The 23284-nt window shown below is 32.0% G+C and carries 23 protein-coding genes; 6 read left to right on the top strand and 17 right to left on the bottom strand.

Annotation, left to right across the window (positions count from 1 at the left end; genetic code table 11):
* Positions 1–126: 126 nt before the first annotated feature.
* The 4 genes from GMA06_RS08595 to comGA all read right to left on the bottom strand — a co-directional run bounded on the left by GMA06_RS08595 (position 127) and on the right by comGA (position 2661).
* Positions 127–255 carry a hypothetical protein gene (locus GMA06_RS08595; protein WP_275896934.1) on the bottom strand — a complete coding sequence of 43 codons (129 nt, stop codon included), beginning with the start codon at positions 253–255 and terminating at the stop codon, positions 127–129.
* A 13-nt stretch (positions 256–268) separates the two neighbouring features.
* Positions 269–589, bottom strand: a complete 321-nt coding sequence (gene comGC, locus GMA06_RS06890) for a competence type IV pilus major pilin ComGC (RefSeq protein WP_163562135.1) — start codon at positions 587–589, stop codon at positions 269–271.
* Positions 590–707: 118 nt separating this feature from the next.
* Positions 708–1628, bottom strand: a complete 921-nt coding sequence (comGB, locus tag GMA06_RS06885) for a competence type IV pilus assembly protein ComGB (protein ID WP_163562134.1) — start codon at positions 1626–1628, stop codon at positions 708–710.
* Positions 1612–2661 (bottom strand): competence type IV pilus ATPase ComGA, encoded by a 1050-nt coding sequence (comGA, locus tag GMA06_RS06880; protein WP_163562133.1) that lies wholly within the window; start codon positions 2659–2661, stop codon positions 1612–1614. The genes comGB and comGA overlap by 17 nt, the downstream gene beginning before the upstream one ends.
* A 143-nt stretch (positions 2662–2804) precedes the next feature.
* On the opposite strand from comGA, the gene GMA06_RS06875 reads away from it, so the two are divergent.
* Complete coding sequence (locus GMA06_RS06875) at positions 2805–3656, top strand: YitT family protein (RefSeq protein ID WP_163562132.1); 852 nt, start codon at positions 2805–2807, stop codon at positions 3654–3656.
* Entirely contained in the window at positions 3631–4347 is a 717-nt protein-coding gene (locus tag GMA06_RS06870) for an HAD family hydrolase (protein WP_163562131.1), read from the top strand. The genes GMA06_RS06875 and GMA06_RS06870 overlap by 26 nt, the downstream gene beginning before the upstream one ends.
* A 103-nt stretch (positions 4348–4450) precedes the next feature.
* Here the strand turns inward: GMA06_RS06870 and GMA06_RS06865 are convergent, their stop codons facing one another.
* Complete coding sequence (locus tag GMA06_RS06865) at positions 4451–6481, bottom strand: penicillin-binding protein 2 (RefSeq protein ID WP_163562130.1); 2031 nt, start codon at positions 6479–6481, stop codon at positions 4451–4453.
* A 134-nt stretch (positions 6482–6615) separates the two neighbouring features.
* Here GMA06_RS06865 and GMA06_RS06860 point away from each other — a divergent pair, with 134 nt between their 5' ends.
* Together GMA06_RS06860 and GMA06_RS06855 are read left to right on the top strand one after the other, a co-directional pair.
* Positions 6616–8280, top strand: a complete 1665-nt coding sequence (locus GMA06_RS06860) for an NFACT RNA binding domain-containing protein (protein ID WP_163562129.1) — start codon at positions 6616–6618, stop codon at positions 8278–8280.
* 48 nt (positions 8281–8328) lie between these two features.
* Positions 8329–8460, top strand: a complete 132-nt coding sequence (locus GMA06_RS06855; RefSeq protein WP_163546756.1) for a DUF4044 domain-containing protein — start codon at positions 8329–8331, stop codon at positions 8458–8460.
* Between the two features lie 97 nt (positions 8461–8557).
* Here GMA06_RS06855 and ffh read toward each other — a convergent pair whose 3' ends face one another.
* Positions 8558–9973, bottom strand: coding sequence for a signal recognition particle protein (ffh, locus tag GMA06_RS06850; RefSeq protein ID WP_163562128.1), 1416 nt, complete (start codon positions 9971–9973; stop codon positions 8558–8560).
* Positions 9973–10314: a putative DNA-binding protein gene (locus GMA06_RS06845; protein ID WP_163562127.1), complete on the bottom strand. Its 342-nt coding sequence runs from the start codon at positions 10312–10314 to the stop codon at positions 9973–9975. The genes ffh and GMA06_RS06845 overlap by 1 nt, the downstream gene beginning before the upstream one ends.
* 143 nt (positions 10315–10457) lie before the next feature.
* Between GMA06_RS06845 and GMA06_RS06840 the strand changes: the two genes are divergently transcribed.
* The gene (locus GMA06_RS06840) at positions 10458–11084 is read left to right on the top strand and encodes a hypothetical protein (RefSeq protein WP_163562126.1); all 627 of its coding nucleotides are present in this window, start codon (positions 10458–10460) and stop codon (positions 11082–11084) included.
* Between the two features lie 106 nt (positions 11085–11190).
* Here the strand turns inward: GMA06_RS06840 and GMA06_RS06835 are convergent, their stop codons facing one another.
* Positions 11191–12654: an ABC transporter substrate-binding protein/permease gene (locus GMA06_RS06835; RefSeq protein ID WP_205426268.1), complete on the bottom strand. Its 1464-nt coding sequence runs from the start codon at positions 12652–12654 to the stop codon at positions 11191–11193.
* A gap of 200 nt (positions 12655–12854) precedes the next feature.
* Between GMA06_RS06835 and GMA06_RS06830 the strand changes: the two genes are divergently transcribed.
* Entirely contained in the window at positions 12855–13055 is a 201-nt protein-coding gene (locus GMA06_RS06830) for a DUF2929 family protein (protein ID WP_163546760.1), read from the top strand.
* Between the two features lie 115 nt (positions 13056–13170).
* Here the strand turns inward: GMA06_RS06830 and nth are convergent, their stop codons facing one another.
* From nth to ftsA, 9 genes are all read right to left on the bottom strand, one after another.
* Positions 13171–13806 (bottom strand): endonuclease III, encoded by a 636-nt coding sequence (gene nth, locus GMA06_RS06825; protein ID WP_163562125.1) that lies wholly within the window; start codon positions 13804–13806, stop codon positions 13171–13173.
* A 2-nt stretch (positions 13807–13808) separates the two neighbouring features.
* Entirely contained in the window at positions 13809–14489 is a 681-nt protein-coding gene (locus GMA06_RS06820; protein WP_163562124.1) for a DnaD domain protein, read from the bottom strand.
* Between the two features lie 118 nt (positions 14490–14607).
* Positions 14608–17376: an isoleucine--tRNA ligase gene (gene ileS / locus GMA06_RS06815; protein WP_163562123.1), complete on the bottom strand. Its 2769-nt coding sequence runs from the start codon at positions 17374–17376 to the stop codon at positions 14608–14610.
* 402 nt (positions 17377–17778) lie between these two features.
* Positions 17779–18357 (bottom strand): DivIVA domain-containing protein, encoded by a 579-nt coding sequence (locus tag GMA06_RS06810; RefSeq protein WP_163546314.1) that lies wholly within the window; start codon positions 18355–18357, stop codon positions 17779–17781.
* Positions 18358–18417: 60 nt separating this feature from the next.
* The gene (locus GMA06_RS06805) at positions 18418–19200 is read right to left on the bottom strand and encodes a YlmH/Sll1252 family protein (RefSeq protein WP_163546315.1); all 783 of its coding nucleotides are present in this window, start codon (positions 19198–19200) and stop codon (positions 18418–18420) included.
* 4 nt (positions 19201–19204) lie between these two features.
* On the bottom strand, positions 19205–19645 hold the full coding sequence (gene sepF / locus GMA06_RS06800; RefSeq protein WP_163546316.1) for a cell division protein SepF: 441 nt from the start codon (positions 19643–19645) through the stop codon (positions 19205–19207).
* Positions 19646–19658: 13 nt separating this feature from the next.
* Positions 19659–20330, bottom strand: a complete 672-nt coding sequence (locus GMA06_RS06795; RefSeq protein WP_163562122.1) for a YggS family pyridoxal phosphate-dependent enzyme — start codon at positions 20328–20330, stop codon at positions 19659–19661.
* A complete protein-coding gene (ftsZ, locus tag GMA06_RS06790; RefSeq protein ID WP_163562121.1) occupies positions 20330–21592 on the bottom strand; it encodes a cell division protein FtsZ in 1263 nt (420 codons plus the stop codon). Before ftsZ ends, GMA06_RS06795 begins: the two co-directional genes overlap by 1 nt.
* A 46-nt stretch (positions 21593–21638) precedes the next feature.
* Positions 21639–23009, bottom strand: a complete 1371-nt coding sequence (gene ftsA, locus GMA06_RS06785; RefSeq protein ID WP_163562120.1) for a cell division protein FtsA — start codon at positions 23007–23009, stop codon at positions 21639–21641.
* Positions 23010–23284 lie beyond the last annotated feature (275 nt).

Below are 23284 nucleotides of genomic sequence, written 5' to 3'. Positions count from 1 at the left end.
GTTATAATTTGTTTTAGACATGATAATGACCTTTCTAATTTTGTGGTGAATCTTAGTAAGTTAATTATCTGTCTTTTTTTGTTTTTATAACACTATTTTGCTTTTGCACTTTATTTTACAACTCGGCTAAAGTAATTTTTCTTGAAACGCTTCAAAAAATAATTGACACGTCATATCTTGTAGAGCACTTTTTTGAAATTGAATACCTATAACGAACAAAAATGTGATAATCATTAGAGCAATTAGACTATCCATAAATAACATACCTTTATTCTGTCGGATAAGATACATGCCCATCTCCAGAAAGTGTAATATGACGTTGATTGATTTCGTTTATTTGCTTATCATTTAAATAACCTTCATCTAGCAGAGCTTCTAAAGAAACAGAACGATCTTGATGCTCTAATAAATATAAAGCTGCCTGTGTTTGTACAACATTTGCCAATGCTTGTGTACCTTGTTTATCAATACGCTCTTTCTTATCTGTTAAATTAGGGACAATTAGTAGCATTAAAATAGAAATAATAAACAAAACAATAATCATCTCTAAAAGTGTAAAAGCTTTTTTATTTTTTAGTGATTTAAACATATATATCCTCCTTTTATTCAACTAAAACATGATTAACCATATCAAACATTGGCATCATTAAAGCAATATAAATTGCAACAATAAATAGACCCACACTCAAAAAAAGAATAGGCTGTATTCATGTCATTTTTTGATGAATATCCTTTTCTAATTTTTCCAAATTATCTTTTGAAAAGACAAATAATTTCATTGATAAATGGCTAATTTTTTCTCCATGTTCAATGACAAGTGCCATTTCTTCACTTAAAAACGGCAACTTACGAATAACATCACTTATCGTTTGTCCTTGTTGCATATAGTGTTCAAGCAATACGATAAACTCTTTCAATAACGGTAAGGTGTTTCCTCTTTTCAATACATCGACCACTTCATTAAAACCGTACTGACTTCCTAACAAATAAGCGAGCTCCCTGGAAAAATAAGACGTATAATACCATTTTATCCACTTTTTAATAAAAGGAATTTTACTTAAAAACCCAGCTTTTTTCATAGGAGATTGCTTTTGATAATAAAAAAGCAATAACAAAAAACACAGAACACACATAACAATGCTCCATAATATGTAAACAGGTAATGTTTTTATAAGAAAAAAAGTAAACTGACTATTTTCATAATTAGATTGATGAAACATATCTTCTAAACTGGGTAAAAAAAATTGCTGGATCCCAATAATCAATCCAATAATAAAACACAATAATATAGTTGGATACAAGCACAGTTGTTGTATTTTTTGATATTGCTTTCGTCGTTCTTTTAATTGATGACCGCAACTGAACAAGACTTCTTGTAAATGACCGTGTAATTGTGCTAAATAAATTCTTGTTGTGATAGACTGATCAAACCCACATATTCCTAAAATAGAGTCAAATGATTTACCAGATTTTAAAGCTTGTTCCATATAGACAAATATAGGTTTTTGTTTCACCATCAAATGCACTAAGAACGTCAAAGCCTCTGACAAAGGAAATCCTTCTTTTAATAATTCAGATAATTTGATTAAACATTCTGCTTGGTGTTCTTTTTTAAAGCGATACCCCAATTCGATACTCCTCCAATGTTTCTTTTCCTATATAAGACAAGGCATATAATTTAGATAAAAGCTTATCAAACTGCATAGATTTCCCTTTATTTGTCGTCCAATATAATTGAATATCGCTTTCTGTCATAACACATGTTAACAATAAGCGTTTCTCGTGACTCGGGATATGCGTGCAATAAAACAAACATTCCATTTCACAAAATGGACAGTATCTAGGAATAAGCCTTTGCATCACAATTCCTGTTAATACTTCTTTTAACAACACTTTTGAAACACCTAATTCTAATAATCTCATCATACAACCTTCACAACTTTTTGCATGAATAGTAGCAACTACTAAATGTCCTGTTAAAGATGCTCTAACCGCCATTGCAGCTGTTTGTTCATCTCGTATTTCCCCAATAAATAAAATGTCTGGATGATGTCTCAAACTTGCTTTTATTAAGTGTTGATAATCAACACCTATGGATGTATTGATTTCCGTTTGTAAAAAATGATCGTTAATAATCTCTACCGGATCTTCTAAAGTCATAATATGAATAGGCTTTTCATTGTATTTTTTTGATAATAAATAATGAATGAGCGTTGTTTTACCCGAATCGACTGGTCCAGAAAAAATAATCATGCCTTGTTTTTTCGTGAATAATCTATATAAAGCATCTATTTTCTTAGGAAAATAATGTTGAATAACACCTGTTTCTTTTTTTATTTTAAGTAAACGAATAACCATTGTTTCTTGATAATACACATTACAAATGGTCGATGTTCGAATATCAAAAGATACATTAGCTATTTTATAAGTTGCCGATCCTGTTTGAGATTTTCTTTTTTCACCGACAGCTAATCCTGTTATATATTTAAAATGTCTTATGAGTTGTTCTCCTATCTCATAAGTTAATGTTTTAAATATCACTAATTTACCTAAATAACGGAAATAGATGATATACATCTTTTGTTTAGGCATAATATGAATATCTGAAATAGATTTTTCTAAAGCAGTATGCATCATTTTATCTGCAATTTGTTCAATCATAGTTTTCTCCTCCATCTTCCTATTATTAACTATATACATTTTATGTCTATTTTTGACAAAATATTTAAATAGATAATTGAATAATGAAAAAGGTTATGTTACAATTTTTCGGTACCATATACATAAGAAAGGAGAACAATAAGGTGAAAAATATTTCTTGGAAATCATTATTTATTATTACTTTAGGGAATTTAGTTTTTGCTATAGCTGTTAATACATTTTTATTAGCAAACCATATGGGAGAAGGTGGTGTCACTGGTATTTCACTACTTTTATACTATGTTGCACAAATTCCCGTTGAATTATCTTATTTTTTAATCAACCTCGTTTTAATGGCAATTGGCTATAAATATTTGGAAAAATCAACCATTTTTTATACAATTTACTCATTTGCTATTTTTTCTGTTTTTGTTCGCTTAACCTCTTCATTTCAATACGTCATGCACGATCAGTTATTGGTTCCAATCGTTGGTGGATTAATGAGCGGAACATCTATCGGATTTATTATTTGGGCAGGTGGCTCAACAGCCGGAACAGATATTATCGCTCTTATCATCAATCGTTATTTCAATGTTCCAACAAGTACAGCATTATTTGTCATTGACTTATTTATTGTCGGTCCTTCTGCATTTGTAATCGGATTTGAAAAAAGTATTTATACATTGATTATGTTATTTGTTGCTGTTAAAGTGATTGATTATATTTTGGAAGGTTTCAACGTCAGAAAGTCGATTTTAATTATTTCTGAACATCATGAAGAAATTAGCCAACGAATTTTAACCGACTTATATCGTGGTGTAACAGTCTTACACGGGCATGGTTCCTATACAAAAGAAGAAAAACAAATACTATACATCGTCGTAGATAGAAATCAAGTTGTAGATATTACAAAATTAGTCAACCACATCGATCCAAAAGCATTTATGACAATATCAGATGTCCATAATGTGCTAGGAGAGGGATTCACTTATGATATATCCAAAAAGAAACGCTAATATAGAGCTGATTATCTTTGATTTAGACAATACTTTATACGACACGATTGAACCATTTGAAAAAATGGTTCAATCGTGTTCTCTTACATTCTCTGATAAAATAAATACTGTTTTTAAACAGTATAGTGTGTTTTCTGAAATAGCTTTTCAAGCTGTCCAACGTAAAGAAATGCCTTTAGAACAATCTTATTCCTATCGTTTTAGACTATTACTAGAACACTATCATGTTCCGTATAATATGGACACACTTAAACATATGCAATCACAATATCGCTATTTCCAAACACATATCACCTTATCAGATACAATGAAAAATATTTTCACTTTATTAAAACAAGCCAATAAGCAAATGGCTATTTTAACAAACGGACCTACCTATGGACAAAATATCAAATTAGAAGCCTTAAATATTGAAGTGTATATTCCCAAAAAATATTGGTTTATTTCAGAACAATTAGGATATGCTAAACCAGATAAACATGTTTTTCATACTGTTTTAAACACTTTTGATAGATTGCCCGAACATACGTTAATGATAGGTGATTCCTATCATCATGACATCGCACCTGCTTTAGCATTAAATATGCAAACGTGTTGGTTTAATAAAGATTTACACAAAAACAAATTATCTACTTATACTGTAACAAACGAGCAAACTTTATTCTCAATGATACAAAATATCTTTTCATAAAAATGAATATCTATAGCAAACAAAAAAGGAGAACTGACAGTTCATATTGTCAGTTCTCCTCTTTTATTGGTAATGACTAATGTCATTCACTACTGAAAAACTTCTAATTATAAAAATAGGTTGCAAAAATTTGTCTAGCCACTTGACCCGCATAACCTTCGTTACCTTCTAAATGTGGTACAACAACAGTTACTGTTATATCGGGATTATCACTCGGAGCATATCCAGAAAAAATAGAGTTGATTACTTCTGATTGTGCTTTGTCTTTAATATCTCCGTCATAAATGGCCTCTGCTGTTCCTGATTTACCTGCTACTGATATACCAAATCCAGCATAATTTGTATATTCTGTTCCTAAATATCCGTTTACAACACGGTATAGACCTTCTTTTATACGACTGAATTGAGAGGTTGTTAAATCAACCTTATTCATCAATGTTGGCGTCATATCTGTTTGAACTTGCCCAAAACCAGTTAAGCTATTGATGTCACGAATTTCTCGTACTAGTCTTGGTGCAAAACGCACTCCGTCATTTGCAACTGTCGTCATATATTGTGATACTTGTAGTGGAGAGTATAAATCATACTGACCAAAAGATAAGTAGACAGCCCCAACAAGTGGTGTTTGATATGGAGAATATCCCGTGCTGACATTTGGTAAATCAATACCAGTAGAGCCTCCTAAACCATACGCAGCATACTCTCTTCTCAATTTATAAATCGTATCGTCCATAATAGACAATGTGTTCCCAGTGGCAAAATCTGGTTGTCCTCCAACTGCTAAGGCGATTTTTGCCATATACACGTTGGAAGAACGTTCTAATGCTGTAATATCATTTATCGCAACACTTCCCTCTTGATTGAAGAAAGAACGAATTGCATTTGAATTTTGAAAATGCAACGGAGAATCGATTAATACATTATTCTCTTCATCGATTATATTGTATTTATACCCTATACCTACACTGGCTGCTTTGACAACAGATCCCATACCAAAATTTTTATTCATTGCACCTAAAATATCATCTTCAATTTTAGAGGTATCGTAAGTATCTTTTTCTTCATTATAAGCATATTTTTTACCATTGATTGATAAAATTTCTCCAGTACTAGTTTTTTGAACAACCGCATAAATAGAACTATTTAATCCTTTATGTTCAATATTTCTTGTTAAAAAATTCGTTAAAATGCCATCTACTCTTTTTTGTAATGCTGTATCTAATGACAAAACAAGATTTGAACCTGCTTTTCCTTCGTATGTTTCTGTCGAAGACATAACTTTATTATTCGTATCCAATGTAACAGACGTTACTTTTGGTGTTCCTCTTAAAACTGAGTCATATTGTTTCTCTAAAAAACTAGTTCCAACACGACTATTACTTGCATAACCTTGCGCCATCAATAAATTAGCTTCTTGTTGAGGTAACCCTGTTTTCTCAGTAGATACACTACCAAGAATTGCTTTCAAAAAATCTCCTTCAGGATAAATTCTTTCCCAATCAGAACCTATGGATATGCCTGTTAATTCGGTTAAATGCTCTGTTACATTAAAGATTTCTTCATTTGTAACCTCTCTATTTTTAATCGCTATCGTAGATAATGAACTAATACTGTTCATTCGTGTAAAAATAGCTGCAATTTGCTTATCCTTATCAGAGAACATAATATCCTCTGCTGTTATTTTTTCTAATTGCGTATTATATAAAGCTACCCCAGATAATTTTTTTTCACTGGTACTCAAACGACTATTCAATTCATCTTTATGCAAAACAGCCCAATAATCTTTCAAATCTCTCTCTTTTAATTCTTCTGTTGAAACAGAAATATAATCCGATAAACGTGTTGCAATTTTTACCATATCACTCGTATTAAGTGTATGTCTTGTATAGTTAATGGTCGTATGTGCCTTATTTCCAACCAATAAAACACCATTTCTATCAAAAATTTGTCCCCTTGCCATTTCCGTTTTTACGTGTATAGCTTTGGTATCTGTTAAAATAGTTGTGTATTTATCATGATTTGTTAATTGTAAAGACACTAATCTTACAATTAAGATAATAAATAAAATCACTATAACAGAAAACAATAGATTTAATCGCAATGGAATATGTGATTTCTTTACTTTTTTGTTCACTTATCGTCACCTTTTCATACTAACATAAAAACTATTATATCAGAAATTATACTTGTTTACATTCATTTATTGGCTATTTTTTCAATAATACGATAGAATGTATCCAATATATTAAATAAAAAAAGGAGATAAGCATGAGCTTCGATGGATTTTTTACCTATCACATAAATAACGATTTAAAAAAACAGCTTGAAAATGGACGTATCAATAAAATTTATCAACCTAGTCCGTACGAAATTGTATTATCGATGCGTGCAAATCGCCAAAACTATAAATTACTTTTAAGTATTCATCCAACACAAGCAAGATACCATTTAACACAAGAAACATTTTTCAATCCTGAAATAGCACCAAATTTTTGTATGTTACTAAGAAAACATTTAGAAGGTGCTTTTTTAAAAAATATTCAACAAGTGGGTATTGACCGTATCACAACCTTTATTTTTCAAAATAAAGATGATATTGGTGATGAGCATTTGCTCCACCTAACGATTGAACTAATGGGTAGACATAGTAATTTATTTTTAATCAATCCTTATACGAATAAAATTTTGGATTGTTTAAAACGTGTGTCACAAACAAAAAATTCATATCGTTTATTGGCAGCCAATCAACTATACACACTCCCACCGTATCAACACAAACAAAATATTATCACACTTTCAAAAAATGAATTGGAACATATTTGTAGCACGGTTGATGCAAATCCAAAATCTATTCAAGAAACATTCCAAGGATTAGGTCGAGATACTATTCAATGGGTCTTAGATACAATGGAGCACGAGCAATGCTCTTTGTCGGATAGTCTTTATCAATTAAAGAACGCTCCTACTTGTCCATCACTAACCTCCCATGGTTTTTCATGTATAGACACAACTGGTGAAAAAATAAATTCTCTACACGAATTATTAGATGTCTTTTATCAAGAAAAAGCAAAATTAGAACGTGTCCAACAATTAAGTGGAAATTTAATCTATAAACTACAACAAATTATTGATAAAAATCTAGATAAATTAAATAAACTGCATACAGAAAAAAATTCCGCTGAACATGCAGATACATTCCGTATCAAAGGTGAGATTTTAACAGCTTTTTCTTATGAAATACCAAAAGGACAAACCTCTGGAACTTTTTTAAATTTTTATGATGATAATAAACCAATGACTATCACACTAAAACCTGAATTAACACCGACACAAAATGCACAATATTACTTCAAAAAATATCAAAAATTAAAACAAGCAATTTCTCATCTTGATGAACAAATTGAACTAGCACAAAATGAAAATATGTATTTAGAAAGTGTTCTTGTACAAATTAAATTAGCAAATACAGAAGATTTGGTGGCGATTAAAGAAGAACTTATTTCAACAGGTTATTTGAAACAGCAAAACCGAATGAACCGAAAACAACAACACAAAAAACTAGCACCACTACAATTTTGTTCTAGCGACGGAATATCTATTTTAGTTGGACGGAATAATTTACAAAATGATACATTAACACTGAAACAAGCTAAAAAAACAGATATCTGGTTACATACAAAAGACATTCCGGGCTCCCATGTTATTATTCAACATGACTCTCCTAGTCAAGATACATTATTAGAAGCTGCACAAATTGCTGCGTACTATTCAAAATTTCAAGCATCATCAAATGTCCCAGTCGATTATGTTGCTGTCAAATATATAAAAAAACCGAATGGTGCAAAACCAGGATTTGTTATTTATGAAAATCAAAAAACATTATTTGTATCTCCGGATAAGTCTATTATTGAGCGTCTAAAAGTTGATTTTTAAAGGGTATTTCATTATAATGTATACGAAAGAATAGATTGGAGTTTATATATGTATAAGAAAAAAGAGAAAACAAAAATGGAAAAAATTACACAAATTGTTGTGTGGTTAATGCTCATTGCAACATTGGGATCTATCATTATCGGTAGCGGTATGTACGTTTATAATTTTTTAAATCACTAAAAACAAGCGAAGCAAATGGACATCTTCCATTTCTTCGCTTATTTTTTATTGAAAAATATTGCGAGTTGATGCTTCTATTCATCAACTCGCAAACTATCTATCTTTTTTTCTTTTTCGCTTTTTTATTTGCCTTTTTCATCATTTGTTTCATGGCAAGTTTCCCAAGTTTTCCTTTGACACCACCACCCATAAGATTTTCCAAACCTCCTAGATTACCTTTTGACATTTGGCTCATCATCTTACGTGATTCATTGAATTGTTTAATCATGCGGTTAACTTCCATGATATTACGTCCTGATCCTTTGGCAATACGTTTGCGACGACTTTGCGTTAAACTATCTGGATTTTCACGTTCACTTGGTGTCATGGATAAGACAATGGCTTTCATATGTGCCATATCTTTTGGATCAATTTTTAACTGGTCCATTCCAGGAATATTACTCATACCTGGAATCATTTTGATTAAATCTTCTAAAGGTCCCATATTGGATACTTGATCCATTTGAGCAATAAAATCATTAAAGTTAAATGTGTTCTCACGCATTTTTTCTGCCATTTTAGCAGCTTCTTTTTCATCAAATTCTTGTTTTGCACGTTCAATCAATGTCATTAAATCGCCCATACCAAGAATACGTGATGCCATTCGATCTGGATAGAATGGTTCTAAATTATCTAATTTTTCACCTTGACCAGTAAATTTAATTGGTTTACCTGTCATTTGACGAATAGATAAGGCTGCCCCACCTCTAGTATCACCGTCAAGTTTTGTGATAATAACACCCGTAATATCTAAACGGTCATTAAATGCTTGTGCAACATTAACAGCATCTTGCCCTGTCATTGCATCGACAACAAGTAAAATTTCTGTCGGATTAGCCACCGCTTTAATTTGTTCTAATTCCAACATCAATTCTTCATTCACATGTAAACGACCTGCTGTATCAATAATGACTAAATCTCTACCATCTAAAATGGCTTTATCAATGGCCTGTTTTGCAATATCAACTGGACTAACTGTATCACCTAATGAAAAAACAGGTAGCTCTAATTGTTGACCAATTGTTTTTAATTGTTCAATTGCTGCAGGACGATAAATATCGCCGGCTACTAACATTGGGCGTTTATGTTCTTGTTTTTTCAAATAATTCGCTAATTTACCAGCAGTTGTTGTTTTACCTGCCCCTTGTAGACCAACCATCATCACAACTGTCGGTGGTTTAACAGAAAACCGGAACGGTTCTTGCTCGCCTCCCATTAAGGCTGTTAATTCTTCATTAACAATATCAATGACTTGCTGAGCAGGAGACAATGCTTCTAGCACATTTGCTCCTAAAGCTCGTTCATTTACTTTTTTTACAAATTCTTTGACAACTTTAAAGTTAACGTCTGCTTCTAATAATGCTAAACGTACTTCACGCATCATTTCTTTTAAATCAGCTTCGGTAATTTTTCCTTTTCTACCTAGCTTTTTGACCGCTCCTTGTAAGCGTTCAGATAAACCTTCAAAAGCCATTATTTATCCTCTCCATTCCTTATTTCTTGAACAAGACGATGCAACACAGCGTCCTCTTGATAATGTGTACGAACATATTCTTGTAATACTTTTAGATGTTTTTCATTTACAGCATATTGTTCAATTAACCGCAGGACACTTTCATAATGTGCCAATATTTGCTCACTACGCTTAATATTATCATATACAGCTTGTCTACTAACATTTAGCTCCTCAGAAATTTCACTCAGCGATAAATCTTGTTCATAATATAATTCTAAATATTCTTTTTGTTTTGCTGTTAGGAGCCCTCCGTAAAAATCGTACAACATGCTCATATATGCTGTTTTTTCCATTTCCATCTTCTCACTCCTAACCTTTTATGCACATTTTTCATTATAGCATATTTTTTAAGGATGATGTATTATTTTCATTAAAAGTGCATTGGCTTTACAAAAGTAAAAACAACGCTTACAATAAAAGAAATAAAAAAGGAGTGTTGTTTATGAATGAAAATCGATCTTTATTATCTAATTCATTAATTCCCTTGCTAATATCGTATATTACGTCTGCAATAGCCTATTATAAATTACTAAAATTATCACAATATAAATCTCCACTACGTGCTTTTATACCTTTTTCAAGTGCCTATTTCTTAGGTTATTTGTCTTATAGTAAAAATATGCAACTACCTAAAGACGTGCTACATAAAGAAAAACATAAAAATGGTATAAAAAAATTTATTTGGTTTACGATTATTCCTTTGATATGTATTATTGGTATGGCTGTATTTATTGTATCCACTATTTTTCAATATCGTGATATAACAGATTATACCTCACTCTTCCTACAATTAGGTCCTATTTTCTTACTATTGATAATAGGTTTACTTTATTTTGGTATTTGGTACTTAATTGTTATGTATAAAATGTATGTTCACTTTACAACAACGAATATAAAAGCGATTTTATGGATCTTTTTTCAATTAGTAATAGCTGTTATTGCTTCAGAAATAAAAAATGAACTTATCAGTTATATCGTTTCGTGTGTATCTCTTACTATTTTTACTATTTTTGCTCTAACAAGAAAATTTTACAAATATTCAATTAGAGATAACGAAGAAAAGGAATAAACTGAAAATCAATAAAAGTCTTGACATCAACTTGTTGAACATGTTGATGTCAAGACTTTTTACTATGATAATATACTTCTAAATTGTTTACTTTTGAATAATTTTTTTAATGCCATTTTTTCTCTAATAATGCTGATAGTTTTGTTAGTAATGTAATTAAAATAATATAAATAGCAGCTACAACAACCCATGTATTTCCTGACGCATACGTTCTAGCAATAATAAGTCTTCCTGTTTGTGTTAATTCTACTAATCCAATAGCTGATAAGATAGAAGTGTCTTTTAATGTCATCACAAATTGGTTAATAAATGGTGGAATCATGACTTTTAACGCTTGAGGTAAAATAACTTTTCGCATTGTTGTATGATATGGTAATCCTAAACTACTAGAAGCCTCGAATTGTCCTTTATCTACAGCGTTGATACCTGCTCTAAATAATTCACCTATATAGGCAGCTGCATTTAATCCTAATGTTATCAAACTTGGTAAAAATGCATCTGTATATTTGAAATTAAAAAATTGTGGTATAGCAAAATAAACGAAAAAGGCTAAAACCAAGAGTGGTGTACCACGCATAATATCAATATAAACTTGATAGAAAAACATCAATACTTTATTATGAGAAACACTGAACAATCCTAAAATCATACCTAATATTAGTGCAATAACAATAGATATAAACGTTAATAAAAGTGTTTGACAAAGTCCACTAAAAATTTGACTACCATTTGTACGTAAAATACCGATGATAGACGTATCTTCTACTGTAGTTTGTGTATTTTGTGTCGTTACAGCTAATGATGAACCACCTAAATATTTGTTCACGATAGTCGCATACTCGCCACTTTCTTTTAATTGTTTTAATCCGGCATTAAATTTTTCAACCAAAGACTTTCCTTTATCATCTTTCGTTGATGCAAAGCCATAAATAGATTTCGGTGATTCTGTTTTTATCGTTTTTAATGGAACATTAGCTGATGAAATAGTATATTCAATACTTATTGAATCATCAAATAAAGCATCACTATTTCCGGATAAAACAGCTTCAACCATTGCTCCCGAGTCTTCAAAAGTTGTTGTTGTAAACCCATATTTTTCTGCTAATTCTTGAGCGTATGTCGCACCTGCTGTTCCAATTTTTATAGCAATATGTTTTCCTTTTAAATCATCTAATGATTGGATTGTACTATCTTTTTTTGTGGCTACAACAATACCATCATCCTCAAAATAAATATCCGACATATTAAATTTAGCTTTTCTTGCTTCTGTAATCGACATACCTGCGATTACACCGTCAACTTGATTTGATTCTAACGCTTGTAAAGCAGCATTAAATCCTAGTGCTTTAATTCTTACCTCAAATCCTTGATTTCTAGCAATAGCTTTTAATAAATCCATATCTAATCCGACCATCTCTCCAGATGTATCTACCCATTCAAAAGGAGCATATGTTGTATCTGTTGCGATTGTATAAACTTCAGTAGCAAAAGTATTGTTTGATGTTATAAAATATACCAAAAATAATATAATAACACTAAACACTTTCCCTATTTTTTTTATTATTTTCATTATTTAACTCCTTTTTTCTGTAAACTAAATTTTCTTTCTTTATATTATATGATAAACATTTAATTTCGCAAAATTCTTATCACTAATCATGTTATATAATATAACATGATTAGTAAATTAAACTATTTGAAAAAATAATTTATTGGGCGTATAATGAACAAAGAAAGTTTCATTTAAGCAAGATAGGAGGCGATACTAGGATGAAAGTCGTCATCACATTTTTTTGGGCATTTTTAATTACACAAGTAACATTCTTTTTGGGTGCATCCTTATCAGGAATGCAATACCATTTTTCTCACGCGACTGCTTTAGCCGTTGCAGCAACATTATCAGTAATCATCATCACAAAAATGTTACCACCTATTCAAAAAGCAGAAAAATCACATGAAGTATCTCATTAAAAAAAGACAGTCTACCAACTGTCTTTTTTTATGTCTTATTCAAATAAGTAATAGATATAACCATATAACCCTGTTTACTCTAAAATGTTTATATCTCTCCTTCAACACGATTTAATCAAGAACCTTTAATTGCTGATTTAATACTATTACATGCTGGACATATATGATTTCTTGCTGATCGTGTACATCTATATCGTCCCCAAAAAATAAATAGATGATGCGCTCTTGACCAACGTTCCTTAGGTACTTTTTTCTTCAATGTTTCTTCTACCTCTAAAGGTGTAGCGTCTTTTTTTACAATCCCTAAACATTTGCTGACACGCTCCACATGTGTGTCTACAGCAATGGCCGGTACATTAAATCCTACACTCAAAACGACATTAGCTGTCTTTCTACCAACACCAGCCAATGCGGTTAATGCTTCAAAAGTATTTGGCACTTGCCCATTATGATTTTCTAATAATTGTTGGCAGCATTGTTGAATATGCCTTGCTTTACTTTTATACAATCCTATTTTATTGATGTCTTGCATCAACTCTTCTACCGTCACCGTTAAAAAATCTTGTGGTGTAGGATATTTTTTAAATAAAGCCGGTGTGATTTTATTGACTGATTTATCTGTTGTTCTCGCACTCAACATGACAGCAATCAATAATTCAAAAATATTTGTATAAGTTAATTCACATTCTGCATTAGGAAATATTTGTTCCATAATGTCTAAAATAGCATTCATTTCTTTTTTTGTCGTCATTTTTATTCCTCATGCAACCAATTTTGCATTAAAATATCCGTCATGTTTTCAGATATATTGGTAATTGGTTGACTATCCTTTTGTTGCTCTCTAAATTGTTCACTCTGCTTTTGTGCCTGTGCAACTGTTTTAATATTTTTACGTTCCCAACTCAACAAAATTTTATCAATATATTTCAAACTCGTCACTTGATTTAAACTCGCCTCTTTTAATGCCAACTTAATTAAATCTGGCTCATAGTGGTCTTCAAATAACCACCCTTGTAACATTTCTAATTCCATTGGTGTTAAAGGTTTGCCTATTTCTTGTTCAAAAATACTAACAATATCACTGGCATTCACTGTTTCTTTTTTGTTTTGTGGTGCTTGCATTAACAAAGTGACCAATTTTTGATACATAGGTTCAAACGAATATTGTAAATCAATTTTTCCGTCACCTAATACGATTTGCTGCATCACGACAAGTTGTTTTGTCATTAAATTTTGTAAAATTTTTAAAACAATCTGCTCAGAAATCCCCATATTTTTTGCAACGATTGTAAGGTCTTGATTAGCCACATACTCAAACTGTAAAAATAGAGCTAATTCATCATTAGTCATACCTAATTGTGTATAGTATGTTAATAGCGTACTAGATACTGTCACCGGTTTTGCTTGTAATGATGCTAATAATTTTTCTCTCATATATTCATCTCCATTGTCTATTCATTTCTATTATATCGGAATTAGCATCATTTTCAACCAATGTTATACTATAATAGGGTGAACCAACACATTTAAGTGTTAGTTCACCCTATTATTTTTATTGTAACGCTTCTGGAAAATGTATTTTGACAATATCAGCACAACGTTGACATAATGTTGGTGCGTCTTCTATTTGTCCAACTTCCAATCGAATAGCACGACATCTTTCGCATACTTGCCCATCTGCATGGGACACAACGACACTCAATCCATTGGCATTATCTATTGGACTTTCTGAAATATCTTTAACGTCTAGTCCAGATACGATTAAAATTTGTGCGACATTGACATTTTCTGCGTTTAAAATAGCTTGGTACTCTTCATTCGCATAAATTGTAACAAAGGCATCAAATGATTTTCCGATAACTTTTTCATTACGTGCATCTTCTAATGCTTTTAAGACACTATCTCGAACGGTTAAGAATGCTTGCCAGTAGCGTAAAACGTCTTCTTGGTTTTCATATACATCTACAACTGGGAAATCAGCTAATTGTACATATTCTTCTTTTTCAGATAAATGTGACCACACTTCTTCTGTTGTATGTGGAATAAATGGTGTTAATAATTTAGTTAATTTAACAAGTACATCGTACATCACTGTTTGCATACAACGACGATCATGATGATCTGCTGTTTCAATATAAACAATATCTTTTGCAAAATCTAAATAAAAACTTGATAATTCAACTGTACAGAAGTTAATCACATCTCGATAAATAGCTGAGAATTTAAAGTTGTTGTAGTGATCTAGTGTTGATTTGACTAAGTCATTTAATTTAATTGCTAAATATTGATCGACTGGTCGTAAATCTTGATAAGATACACGATCTGTTTCTGGGTTGAAATCAGATGTATTAGCTAGCATAAATCTCATTGTATTACGGATTTTACGGTAAACTTCAGATACTTGTTTTAAAATATCGTCACTTACACGTACATCAGACTCATAGTCTACGCTAGCAACCCACAAACGAATAATATCGGCACCTTTTGTTTTCATTTCTTTTGCAGGATCAATCGTGTTTCCTAGTGACTTACTCATTTTACGTCCTTCACCGTCATTCACAAATCCTTGAGATAAAACACTCTTATAAGGTGCACATCCATTCACAGCGACACTCGTTGTTAAACTTGAATTAAACCATCCACGGTATTGGTCAGAACCTTCTAGGTACATATCAGCTGGGAATGATAACTCTGGTCTTTGGCGTAAAACACCAGCATGAGAAGAACCTGAGTCAAACCAAACATCCATAATATCCATTTCTTTTGTAAAGACTCCGTTTGGACTACCTTCATGTGTAAATCCTTCAGGTAATAAATCTTTAGCTTCTCGTTCAAACCAAACGGTTGAACCATGTTCTCCAATTAAATTAGCTACATGATCAACTGTTTCAGGTGTAATAATAGGTTCTCCATTTTCTGCATAGAAAATTGGTAGTGGGACACCCCATACACGTTGTCTTGAAATAACCCAATCTCCTCTATCACGTACCATATTGTAAATACGAACTTTCCCTGATGGATGATACCATGTTACATTATTTTCAATTTCATTTAAAATCTCATCACGGAATTTATCAATAGACGCAAACCATTGTGGTGTTGCACGGAAAATAACCGGTTTTTTTGTTCTCCAGTCATGCGGATAACTATGTGTAAAGAAACTTAAATCTAATAATAAACCTTTTTCTTGTAATAATTCACAAATTGCTTTATTCGCATTTGCATAGTACATACCTTCAAAGCCTGGTGCCTCATCTGTATAATGCCCTTGATTATCAACTGGGGATAGAACATCTAGCTGATATTTTCTTGAATAGTGATAGTCATCTTCCCCGTGTCCTGGTGCTGTATGCACAAGTCCAGTACCAGCATCTAATGTAACATAATCTCCAACCATTACTAATGAATCTCTATCATAGAATGGATGTTTAGCAATAGCATATTCTAAAGATTGTCCTTTAAACTCTTTTAAAATATCAACTGTTTCCCATTTCGCTGCTTTAGATACAGACTCAAGTAACTCTTTAGCAACAATATATTTCTTACCATTTGCCAATACTTGAACATAATCAAAATCAGGGTGTACAAAAATTCCTAAGTTTGCTGGTAATGTCCATGGTGTTGTTGTCCAAATTACAAAGAATGCGTCATTATCAACAACATCTTTCCCGTCTTTGACAGGGAAAGCCACATAAATAGACGGAGATTCTACATCTTTATATTCGATTTCTGCTTCAGCTAGTGAGGACTCACTTGAAGGAGACCAGTAAATTGGTTTTAGGCCTTTATAAATATAGCCTTTTTCTGCCATTTTACCAAACAAACGAATTTGGGCTTCTTCAAACTTTGGATCTAATGTCACATATGGATTATCCCAATCCGCTTGCCCACCTAAACGTTTCATCACTTCACGTTGATTATTAATTTGCTTCCAAGCGTATTCTTCACATAATTTTCTAAACTCAGCTACTGATAATTTTTTACGGTCAACACCTTCATTATTTGATAAGGCTTGTTCAATTGGTAAACCGTGTGTGTCCCAGCCAGGCACAAATGGCGCTCTAAAACCAGACATTGATTTAGAACGTACAATAAAGTCTTTGGAAATTTTATTCAAAGCGTGTCCCATATGAATTGGTCCATTGGCATACGGAGGACCATCATGTAAAATATAACTTGGTTTTCCTTCATTTTTTTCTTGTACTTTTTGATATAAATGGTCTTCTTCCCATTCTTTTTGCCATTCAGCTTCGCGAACAGGTAAATTACCTCTCATAGGAAACTCTGTTTTTCCTAATAATAGTGTTTCTTTCATTTCCATGTTTTTTATCTCCTAAAAAATTGTTTCATTACATTTTTAAAATAGTAGACTTTATCATAAATTGTACTAGTATGAAAAAATATTGATATCATTTGAATAATGTTTATTTAATTCACATCATTCTCAGTAGCAAAACATTTTATCTTTCTCTTTACTAGCATACTTTGATGCAGAGTTAATAATATAAAAAACGTCCCTTTTGACTGTTCGTCAAAAGGGACGTTGATAAACGTGGTACCACCCTATTTTATACTCTATTGCGTATAACGTCGCAACACGTTTATCTTTACTATACTTCAAAATAAATGATTCATTAACTGATATATATTGTATAGGGACATACTAATCTTTCACCGTCTATTAGCTCGCTTTTAAGTATACACAATACACGTGTGTTAATATTTATTGAATTGGCAATACATCAGACAAGTCTATTTCTGATGTATTAACCGTTACTGGTTGTTGTAACTGTCCGTCTAAAAATTCATCAACAGTTGGTGTATCTACTGGATTTGGTTGAGTTTCCAATAAGTGATCCCACTCTTCGTTTTGAATTAAATCTAATTGAGATTCAACTAATAATTGGAATTTTTTACGGAATACAATAGCTGTTTTGCGTAATGTATCTGTTTCATTGGCAATACGTGTTGCTTTCTCAACAGCTACATTTACTAAATCATCTGCTGTTCTTTGTGCTTCTGATACAATAATTTCTGCTTCTTTTTCAGCATTTTCTTTTACTCGGTCAGCAGCATCTTGTGCTACAACGATGGATTTATTTAATGTATCTTGTAAGCTCATGTAGTGTTCTACTTGCTCACCCATAAATTTAATTTTTTTCTCTAATTCACGTTTTTCTTTAATTAAAGATTCCATTTCAAGCATGATTCTATCTAAGAAATCATCTACCTCATCAGGATTGTAGCCTTTAAATTTCTTACTAAACTCTTTACTACTAATATCAATTGGTGTAATCGACATATTGACCCTCCTTCTCGTTCTATACAAATATTATATAACATATCAATTTAAAATAAACAATTACTTTTTATTTTTCAAAATATCTAAATGAACACGGTATTTTCCTGATTTTGAAATACCATTTGTTGCTATGAAACGTATTCGTCCATAACCCCGTACAGAAATTGTATCAAATTCTTGTACTTCTGTCATTGATTTTATTTCTTCGACCCAATTCAATTTAACAGCACCTTGCTCAATCAACGTTTTTGCTTTTTGTCTGGATAAATGATACGCACTCGATATGATACTATCTAATCTTAAAGAAGAAACTGTATCATATAAAGTCATAAAATCAAATGTTGGTTGAATAACCTGTTTTAAATCAATGGTTTTCACACTCACTTTTGTTGCGCCGATTTTTGTTAAATGCAACAAAATGTATGACACAACATGACTAGATACAATAAATTGCCAATCTGTACCATTTGTTATAATATCGCCTATTTGCTCACGTTTTATCCCTAATCCTAATAAACTACCTAAAATACTGCTATGTTTTAATGTTGCAAATTTTTTAGGATACTCTATTTGACATACCGTTATCTCAAAATCATCAGACTGAAATGTTGTATCATAAGATAAAAGGCATCGCTTTTGCTCACTTTCTTCAAATCCACCAAAAAATAAATAATGTATATCATCACTTTTTGAAATTAATTTATCAATAATCCATTGTTCTCTAGGATTTAAAAAAGGAGTCAAGTACGCCAATCCGGTATCTTGAACATACATTTTCCAATCATTTACTTTTTCAATAAAAGTATATTCATCTTTTTTAAAGTGTTGATAAACATGCTTCATAGGATTAAATAGAATCTAGAAAGTTAATATGATTTGCTTCAGATTCTTCACTCAACATACCTTCGATTTCAATATTAGACGGTGCACATAAGAAAATATCACCACTTAATTTTTGAACATCTCCACCAATGGCGTAAGCAATCCCTGCCATATAATCAATAATACGTCTTGCTTGTGCTTCATCTACTCGACGTAAGTTTAAAAGTACTGCTTGTTTTTCTAATAATAAAGCAGCAATTGTTTCTACTTCTGAATAAACTCTAGGTTCAACAATATTTATTTTAGCCATATCTTTTCCTTCGTATTTTTTTTGAACAAATTTCTTTTGCACAGCTGGTAATACTTCAGTCGCTGTTTCCACTTCGTAATTTTCGCCGTAATTATCGTAATCTAAATCATCATCGGCTACTTTAAACCATTTTGAAAAAGTATCTTTTATTCCCATTATATCACCACCATTAGTTTTTAAAAAATGCACTTCCTATTCTCAAGTGCGTTGCTCCCATTTCCACTGCTTCTTTATAATCATTACTCATACCCATACTTAAGAAAGAGCACGGAGCATACGGAATACATCTGTTTTTTATGCTTAATTGTAATTCTTTTACTTGTTGAAACACTCTTTTGATAACAGCACAGTCGGCATCAAATGGTGCCATAACCATTAAACCAACAACGAGAATATGCTTTTTATCATGTAAATAATCTAAAATATTTTCTATCTCATCTAAATAAAACCCGTGTTTAGACGCTTCATGAAAAGCATTCACTTGCAGAAAACATTTGACACATTTAGTAGCTCTTTTGTCTATCTCATCTATTAGCGATTGTCTATCTAATGCATGAAAATAATCAATTTTATCAATAATATCTTTTACTTTGCGTGTCTGCAATGTACCTATCAAATGCCATTCAATATCCTCTTGTGGAAATTCCTCTTGCCGTTTCAATATAGCATCTACTCTATTTTCAGCAAAAGAACGAAAACCTAGTGTATATAATTGGGAAATATCCTCAAATACTTGTTGCTTAGTAACAACAAGTATTTGAGGATTTTCTATATACCGACTTGTTCTTTTAGCTTGTTGAATGGTTTCACGAATACTTTCAACATTATCTAAAATAGTCATTATTTACGACGTTTTCTAAAGAATGGCGGTGTATCTAAACCATCTTCACTTTCTACATCTGTTTCAACATAAGACACTTCTGGATATGACGTGTTTCTGTTGTCATCTAATACATCACGCATATTTGTTTCACGGCGAATATCCCAATCACCAAACAAATTACGTTCTTCTGTTTTTGGTTTTGCTGCTTCAACAAATTTTGGTTTTTCTTGGAATGAATATCCTGATGTTCCACCAAACTCATTCACTAATGATGCTCCTGCTTGATAAGAAGAAGCACTTGTTCTTGGTGCTGATTTTCTATTACGTTCTGAATCAATACCTGTTGCAATAACTGTAACAACAACATCATCACCTAAATTTTCATTGATAGATGTACCAAAGATAATATTGACATCTGTTGTTGAAGCATTCGCAACAATTTCACTAGCATCTTGTGCTTCAAATAATGTTAAATCACGTCCACCTGTAATATTTAGTAAGACATTTTCTGCTCCGTCGATAGATACTTCTAATAAAGGAGATGAAATAGCACGTTTTGTTGCTTCAACAATTCTATTTTCGCCACTTGCTACACCAATACCCATTAAAGCAGCGCCTTGATCTTTCATAACTGTTTGTACATCGGCAAAGTCTAAGTTAACATATCCTGGTGCTGTAATTAAATCAGAGATACCTTGTACCCCTTGACGTAATACATTATCTGCTTCACGAAATGCTTCTAACATAGGTGTTTTCTTATCAACGATTTCTAATAATCTGTTATTTGAAATGACAACTAATGTATCTACATATTGTTTCATTTCTGCGATACCTTCAGCGGCACCTCTTGCTCTTTTTGGTCCTTCAAATGTGAATGGTCTTGTAACCACACCAACTGTTAAAGCACCTACTTCTTTAGCAATTCTTGCAACAACTGGAGCTGCACCTGTTCCTGTTCCGCCACCCATTCCAGCAGTAACAAAAATCATGTCTGCACCTTGTAATGCTGCCGTTAATTGTTCTTGACTTTCTTCAGCGGCTTTTTGACCAACATCTGGAATAGAGCCTGCACCTAAACCTTTTGTTAATTTTGGCCCTAATTGAATTTTTGTTTCAGCACGAGATGCACTCAATGCTTGTACGTCTGTATTTGCAACAATAAATTCAACGCCTTGAACGCCTTCTTCAATCATTCGGTTAACGGCATTTCCACCACCGCCACCAACACCAATTACTTTAATAATGGCTTTATTATTTAATGTATCAAACTCAAAACTCATATTTTACCTCCTGATATGTCTGTTAGAATAACATCACTTGTTTTAACTAGTCTTCACCTAATGCATCAAAAAATCCTTTGAATTTAGATCCTATATTGCTAAATATTCCTTCTTTTTTAGGTGTATTCTCGCTTTCTTTATCGACACGTTTTTCCTCAGATTCACGAACATCTTGTTGAATAGTTTCCTTGAAAGTTTGTCCTAAATTTTTAGCTTTTTCTAGTGGTTTACTTTGTTGCGTTGATCCCACTTTTTGTGTGTTTACATCTGCTTGTGCAAAATGATGAATATCATCTAAATCAACTGTGTAATGCAATAAACCGACTGCTTGTGAAAAACTTGGATGTCTTAATCCCATTTGTTCTGGCATATAAAGTTTTACTGGAACACCGAAAATATCTTCAGCTAGTTCAACAACACCTGGTAACATAGATGCTCCACCAGTCAACACAATGCCTCCTGGTAAAGATAGAGCATCGACACTATTTAATGCTCTTTTCACATTTTCAAATGTTTGTACTAATCTTGCTTCAATAATTTCAGATAAATATTGTTCTTCAATTCTAACAGGATCTTTATGCCCTACAATTTCTACTGGAATATATCTATCTTGGGCTAATTCTGATGGAATAGCATAACCAAACTCACGCTTTAATAATTCCGCATTATCTAAAGTTGTATTTAACACGGTAGAAATATCTCTTGTGACATATTCGCCACCTTCTTGGTCGATAAAGACGAATTTGACTTGATCTTCATGAATAGCAGAAACACTTGTTTGTCCACCACCCATATCAATTAAAACAGTTCCAAAACTTCTTTCTCCTGGTGTTAAAGCAACTTTACTTGTTGCCAATGGTTGTAAAACCAATTCAGAAATATGTAAACCTGCTTTTTCCACACAGCGTCTAATATTATGTACGATTGTTTTTGGACCTGTCACTAAGTGAGCGTGTAATTCTAAACGTACGCCTATCATACCTCGTGGATCACGAATACCGTCAAATCCATCAACAATAAATTCTTGAGGTAAAATAGAAATAATTTCTCTTTCTGGTGGAACAGATCTTACTTTAGCTGCGGAAATAACATTGTCGACATCTTTATTTGTAATTTCTCTATTTTCACTAGAAACAGCAATCATTCCTTGACAGTGTTCAATACTGATTTGATTACTTGGTACACCAACAATAACATTTTTTATTGTCACATTTGCTCTTTGTTCTGCTTTTTTTACTGCTCGTTTAATCGCTTCAACTGTTGCGTCAATATCAACAATAATGCCTCTACTCACACCGGTTGAACGTTCTACTCCGACGCCTATCACATTTAATTGCTGTCTTGCAAATTCGCATACAACAACTTTAATTGAACTCGTTCCTATGTCTAAACTAACATGAATAGACTTTTCTATCATACAAGTTCCTCCTCTTTGGATTTTTCAGCTATTTATCTCTTAAATTCATTTAAAGATAGTTTTTGATAAACTATCACCCATACATTTTACCATAAAAACGTGAAAAACAGTAGTATTTTACACTAAATAAATGACTTTTATATACTTTGCCGAGTTGTAAAATAAAGTGCAAAAGCAAAATAGTGTTATAAAAACAAAAAAAGACAGATAATTAACTTACTAAGATTCACCACAAAATTAGAAAGGTCATTATCATGTCTAAAACAAATTATAAC

The organism is Granulicatella sp. zg-84 (assembly GCF_010892375.1).
Classification (GTDB): domain Bacteria; phylum Bacillota; class Bacilli; order Lactobacillales; family Aerococcaceae; genus WM01.
The sequence above is the reverse complement of the archived record's forward strand: the minus strand, read 5'-3'. Positions and strand labels throughout refer to the sequence as shown.